Below are 6,907 nucleotides of genomic sequence, written 5' to 3'. Positions count from 1 at the left end.
GCAGCCATACCCGCCCACTGCGCACCCTGACCCGAAAACACCACACCCGTCGAACCCGAAACCACACGACCCGACACCACACCCGGAACGGACTCCGCGCGACCCAGCGCTTGTGTGCCGGCCCGAAGGCCGTCGCGTTCGGGTGACAGCACCACGGCCCGGTGGTCGAACAACACTCTCGAAGTTGCGAGCGAGAAGCCGATGTCGATCGGGTCGTGGTCGTCGGCATGCGATGCCAGCCGCCCAGCCTGATCGGCAAGAGCCTGCTCACTGCGTGCCGAGACCACCCACGGCAGCAACCCACCAGCCCGGACGGTCTCGACCACCGGCACCGGTGCCGGGTCCGCTACCGGGGCTTGTTCGAGGATGAAGTGGGCGTTGGTGCCGCTTAGGCCGAACGAGGACACACCCGCACGACGCGGTCGCCCTGTCTCCGGCCACGGCACCGACTCGGTCAACAACCGGACGTGCCCCTCCGACCAATCCACCTTCGTAGACGGCTGATCAACATGCAGAGTTTGCGGCAGCAACCCGTGCCGCATCGCCATCACCATCTTGATCACACCACCCACACCCGCCGCAGCCTGAGCATGACCGATATTGGACTTCAACGACCCCAACCACAACGGACGATCCAGAGCACGGTCTTGTCCGTAGGTGGCCAACAGGGCTTGGGCTTCGATCGGATCACCCAGGGTCGTGCCGGTGCCATGGGCCTCCACCACATCCACCCCGGTCGGTGCAACCCCAGCATTGGCCAACGCCTGCCGAATCACCCGCCGCTGCGACGGACCATTCGGAGCAGTCAAACCATTCGACGCACCATCCTGATTCACCGCCGAACCAGCAACCACCGCAAGCACCTGATGACCATTGCGCCGCGCGTCGGACAGCCGCTCCAACACCAATACGCCAGCACCCTCGGACCAAGCAACACCATCGGCCGCATCGGCGAAAGACTTACAGCGACCATCCGGCGACAAACCCCGCTGCCTGCTGAACTCGAGGAACATGTCCGGTGTCGCCATCACAGCCACACCACCGGCCAATGCCAGATCACACTCCCCTGACCGCAGCGACTGCGCGGCCAAATGCAATGCCACCAACGACGACGAACACGCCGTATCGACGGTGACCGACGGCCCCTCCAGACCGAACGCATACGACACCCGACCCGAGACCAAACTGCCTGCGGCCCTGCCCTGCGCGTAGTCGTGGTACATCACACCGGTGAACACGCCGGTCGAACTGCCACGCAGCACCGCCGCGTCAACACCGGCGCGTTCCAGCGCCTCCCACGAAATCTCCAACAGCAACCGCTGCTGCGGATCCATCACCATGGCCTCATTCGGGCTGATCCCGAAGAAGTCCGCGTCGAAATCAGCTGCCGCATACAGGAACCCACCGCGACGGGTGTAGGTCTTACCCGCCTTACCGGGCTCGGGATCGTAGATGTCCGCGATGTCCCAGGCTCGATCCACCGGCAACTCACCGGTGGCATCGGCCCCCGAGACGACCAGATTCCACAGATCCTCCGGCGACGCGACACCACCTGGATAACGGCAGGCCATCGCCACCACCGCGATCGGCTCGTCGTCAGCTCGGACCCGGCCGATCGTGAGCTCATCAACGGCCCCGGTGCCGGTGAGTTGCGAATCGATGAAGTCGGCGACGATCTGTGGGTTGGGCTGATCGAAGATGAGAGTGGCAGGCAGCTGCAGACCGGTCGCGGCGTTGAGTTTGTTGCGGAACTCGATAGCGCTCAACGAGTCGAAGCCGAGCTGCTGGAAAGCCTGATCGGGTTCGACAGCATCGATGGAGGCGTGCCCGAGAACCTCGGCGGCCACCGATCGGACCAGGTCGAGCAGAACCCTCTTGCGTTCGGTATCGGAGAGACCGGCCAGCTTGTGCGCAAATGCCTGACCCGCCGGGGTTCTACCGTTGCGGCGCACAGGGATTGGTGCGATCGCGCGGATCAGGGCCGGGGTCTGCTCACCTCGGGTTCGAAGCACCGCCGGATCGACCCGCAGCGCCACCAGCTGGGCGGTATCGGTGGCGATCGCCGCATCGAACAGCGCCAGACCGTCGGCCTCGGTCAGCGGCGGGAAGCCCTGCCTGCGCATCCGATCGAAATCGTCCTCGGACAGCTCGGTACCGAGTCCACTGGATCTCGCCCACAAGCCGTAATCGAGAGAGGTCGCGGGCAGTCCCAGGTTGTGCCGATGCGCGGCGAGGGCATCGAGGAAGACATTCGCCGCGGCGTAGTTGGCTTGACCCGCCGCCAGCACCAACCCACCCGCTGAAGACACCAAAACGAACAGCGACAGCGAGTGATCGCGGGTGAGCTCGTGCAGATACCACGCCGCATCGACCTTGGGCCGGAAGACATGGTCGATCCGGTCCGGCGTGATCGACTCGATCACACCCTTGTCGGCGGTGCCGGCAGCATGCACCACGCCCACCAGGCGATGCTGATCGGAGATCGAATCCAGCAGTGCCGCCAGTGCGTCCCGATCGGACACATCGCACGCGGCAATGGTGACCTCGGCACCGAGCTCGGCCAACTCCGCCCGCAGTTCAACAGCTCCAGGAGCGTCCAGGCCACGCCGAGACGTCAGAACCAATTGGCGCACACCATGTTCGGACACCAGATGCCGAGCGATCACCGCACCCAGACCACCGGTGCCACCGGTCACCAGCACGGTTCCCGGCTCGGTCGATCGAGCGATCGTGCCGAATGCGTGCCGGCTCAAACGCGGCACGAACAGCGTCGTGCCGCGTAGCGCGGCCTCCGGTTCCGTCGCAGCAGCCGCTGCCACGGTCGCGACAGCGACCGAATCTTGGTCCAGGTCATCCTGATCCAGGTCGAGAAGCTGGAATCGCCCCGGGTGTTCGGCCTGCGCGGCACGCAGCAAACCCCACACCGGCGCCTGCCCCAGATCCACCTGGTCCGAATCGGCAACGGTCACCGCTTGTCTGGTGAGCACCACCAAACGGGAAGCGGCGAAACGGGTTTCGGCGAGCCAATACCGAACGGTGTCGAGAACACCGGCTACGATCTGCCGCGCGGCCTCCGGCGGCGCACCCTGGTAATCGGGGCACTCGAGCAGCACGATCTCGGGAACAACCGAGTCAGCAGTCGCATCCAGATCGGCGATCAACGCCGCGAGATCGCGATGCGCTCGCACCTCACCGGAACTCCGGCCCGAACCGAGTACCGCCACCCGGCCCGGCTCGACACTCACCGCCGACGACAACGCAACGGCGACCCAGTCCACGCCGAACAGTGCCTCCGACACCGGATTCGCACTCAGGCGTTCAGCCGACACGGGCCGAGAAATCAAGGCGCCCACCGACAGCACGGGTTGTCCCTGCTCGTCGGCCAGCTGCACAGCGAACCGGTCGCCCTGAACCACGATGCGCACCCGCACTACGGCAGCACCGGTCGAATGCAGCACCACCTTGTTCCAGGTGAACGGCAGCGCCGGGAACACACCACCACCGCCGCGAAGACCATGAACTATCGCGGCATGCAACGCCGAATCGAACAAGGCCGGATGGATCCCGAAGCCCTCGGCTTCCTGTGGATCCGGTAGCGCGACCTCAGCGAACAGCTCCTCACCGCGCTGCCATGCCGCCCGCAAGCCCTGGAAGTACGGGCCGTACCCGTACCCGATACCGAGCAGCTCGTCATAGACACCGTCGATGGGCAACGGCTGCGCACCAACCGGAGGCCACGAGGCGAGGTCGAAATCGGCCACCACCTCACCCGGCGCGAGCACACCCTCAGCGTGCAGCGACCACAGACCCTCGCCCGCCTGCCGGGAATGCACACTGAGCCGTCTACGACCGGCATCGTCGGCGGCGGCCACCACGACCTGCACCGCGACACTGCCCTCGGCCGGCAGGGTCAGCGGGATATGGAGGACGAGTTCATCGACCACCTCGCAGCCCACCAGACCGCCGACGTGACTGGCCAACTCGACGAATCCGGTCCCCGGCAGCAGCACGGTACCCAGCACGCTGTGGTCGGCCAACCACTCCACCGAGCCCACCGACCACCGGCCGGTGAAACTCACCCCACCTGAATCCGGATGCGGCACAACAGCACCCAGCAACGGATGATCCACCACATCCAGCCCGACAGCGGAGACCCCACCCAGTTCGGCTCCCAGCCACGACTGCGCCAGCACCTGCTTGGCATCGAGCCAGAAACGCTCGTGTTGGAAAGCGTAGGTGGGCAAGTCGATTCGCTGAGCTCCGGAACCGGCGTAGAAACCGGCCCAGTCCACCTCGGCACCGGCCACGAACAACCCGGCCACCCCGCCCAACACCGTGGACCGATCGGCATGGCCTCGACGCGCCAACGCCACCACCCCAGCAGCCCCGTCGTCGCGAGACTGGCCGATCATCGGGGTCAGCACCGCGTCCGGCCCGACCTCGGCGAACCTGGACACGCCCATATCCACCATCGCGGTGACCGCATCAGCGAACCGCACGGTCTCGCGGACCTGGCCCACCCAATACGACGGATTCGACATCTCATCGCCGATCCGAGCACCGGTCACCGTCGACACCAACGGAATTTTCGGGCGGGCGAACGCCAAACCCTCTATCTCCGAAGCGAATTCGGCCAGCATCGGCTCCATCAGTGCCGAGTGGAAAGCGTGCGAGACCCGCAACCTGTGCGTGCGCCAACCACGCTCGGTGCACGCCTCGACAACGGCCAGGACCGCGTCCTCGACACCGGACACCACCACCGACGACGGACCATTCACCGCCGCGATCGACACCCCACCAGGCAGCAGCGGCAGCAGGTCGGCCTCGGAGGCACCCACGGCAACCATCGCCCCACCACCGGGCAGTGCCTGCATCAACCGGCCACGAGCGGCCACGAGCACACACGCGTCCGCCAACGACAACACATCCGCGACATGCGCGGCGGCGATCTCGCCGATCGAGTGACCGGCTAGGACATCCGCGCGCACGCCCCATGATTCGAGCATGCGGAACAACGCCACCTCGAACGCGAACAACCCCGCCTGCGCGAACACCGTCGCATCGACCAGATCACTGTCCGACAACGCCGAATCCAGCGAAACCGACTGCCCCAGCAGCGGATCCAGTTCAGCGGCGATCGCGTCGAAAGCCTCGGCGAACACCGGGTAGGCCGTGCACAACTCGGTTGCCATACCGGCCCACTGCGCACCCTGACCGGAGAACACCACAGCCGTCGAACCCGGCACCACACGACCGGTCACCACATCGGGAGTGGTTTCGGTGCGACCCAGCGCCCGTACTCCCGCCAGCAGACCAGCACAGCCCTCGGCCACGACCACAGCACGATGCTCGAAAACGGCACGCGTAGACGCCAACGAGAAACCGATATCCATCGGATCCAGGTCGTGGTCGCCGACATGAGACGCCAGGCGGACAGCCTGACCGGCAAGAGCCTCACCACTACGCGCCGAAACCACCCACGGCAGCAACCCACCAGCTGGAACAGTCTTCGACACCGGCGCCGGAGCCTGCTCCACCACTGGCTCGGTGACCGGGGCCTGCTCCACGATGACGTGTGCGTTGGTGCCGCTGATGCCGAAGGAGGACACACCCGCACGCCGCGGCCGTTCCGCCTCCGGCCAGGGCACCGGCTCGGTCAACAAGCGCACCTGGCCTTCGGACCAGTCGACTTTCGTGGAGGGCTGATCAACGTGCAGCGTCTTCGGTAACACGCCATGCCGCATCGCCATAACCATCTTGATCACACCGCCCACACCGGCCGCGGCCTGAGCGTGACCGATGTTGGACTTCAACGACCCCAACCAGAGGGGACGATCCGCATCACGGTCCTGTCCATAGGTGGCCAGCAGCGCTTGGGCCTCGATCGGATCACCCAGGGTCGTGCCGGTGCCATGGGCTTCCACTACGTCGACCTCGGCCGGCGAGATCCCGGCATTCGTCAACGCCTGCCGGATCACCCGCCGCTGCGACGGGCCGTTGGGGGCGGTCAATCCGTTCGAGGCACCGTCCTGATTCACCGCCGAACCAGCGATCACGGCAAGAATCTGATGACCGTTGCGCTGGGCGTCGGACAAACGCTCCAACACCAGAACGCCAACACCTTCGGACCAGCCGACACCATCGGCCGCGTCGGCGAAGGATTTGCACCGTCCGTCCGGTGCCAGCCCGCGCTGACGGCTGAACTCCACGAAGGTCTCCGGGGAGGCCATCACCGCGACACCACCGGCCAACGCCAGATCACACTCACCCGACCGCAACGACGCGGCCGCCGAATGCATTGCCACCAGCGACGACGAACACGCCGTATCGACGGTGACGGACGGCCCTTCCAGACCGAACACATACGAGACGCGACCGGAAGCGATAGATCCCGAATTCGCATTGGCCGGATAGTCGTGATACATCATGCCGACCCACACACCGGTCCGGCTTCCTTTCAGCGAGCCGGGATCGACGCCGGCCCGCTCGAACGCCTCCCATGAGGTCTCCAGCAGCAGAAACTGCTGTGGATCCATCAGCGCGGCCTCATTGGGACTGATATTGAAGAACCCCGGATCGAACTCACCTGCGGAGTGCAGGAATCCGCCCTCGCGCGTGTACGTGCTGTTCGGTGTTTCGCCGGTGTGGTCGTAAAGACGTTCCGTATCCCAGCCCCGATTTTCGGGAAACCCCGACGTCGCGTCGGTCCCGTCCGAGACCAACCGCCAAAGATCCTCAGGGGAACTGACCCCACCCGGATACCGACACGCCATACCCACAATCGCAATGGGTTCGCGAAGGGCTGCGTCGAGCTTGCGGTTGCGGGCACGCAACCGCTCGGTCTCTTTGAGGGAGACGCGCAGCGCCTGAGCGAGCTTCTGAGTATTGTCGTCGGGCTTCGTCATTA

The 6,907-nt window shown here is 65.5% G+C and carries 1 protein-coding gene; it reads right to left on the bottom strand.

Features of this window, described 5'->3' with window-relative positions:
* A partial coding sequence (locus ACIBW7_RS39145; protein WP_397055501.1) for a type I polyketide synthase occupies positions 1-6,905 on the bottom strand: 6,905 nt, incomplete at its 3' end.
* Positions 6,906-6,907 lie beyond the last annotated feature (2 nt).

Source organism: Nocardia sp. NPDC049526, from assembly GCF_044465765.1.
Lineage (GTDB): Bacteria > Actinomycetota > Actinomycetes > Mycobacteriales > Mycobacteriaceae > Nocardia.
Note: the sequence above shows the minus strand (reverse complement) of the source record. Positions and strands in the feature narration are given on the sequence as shown.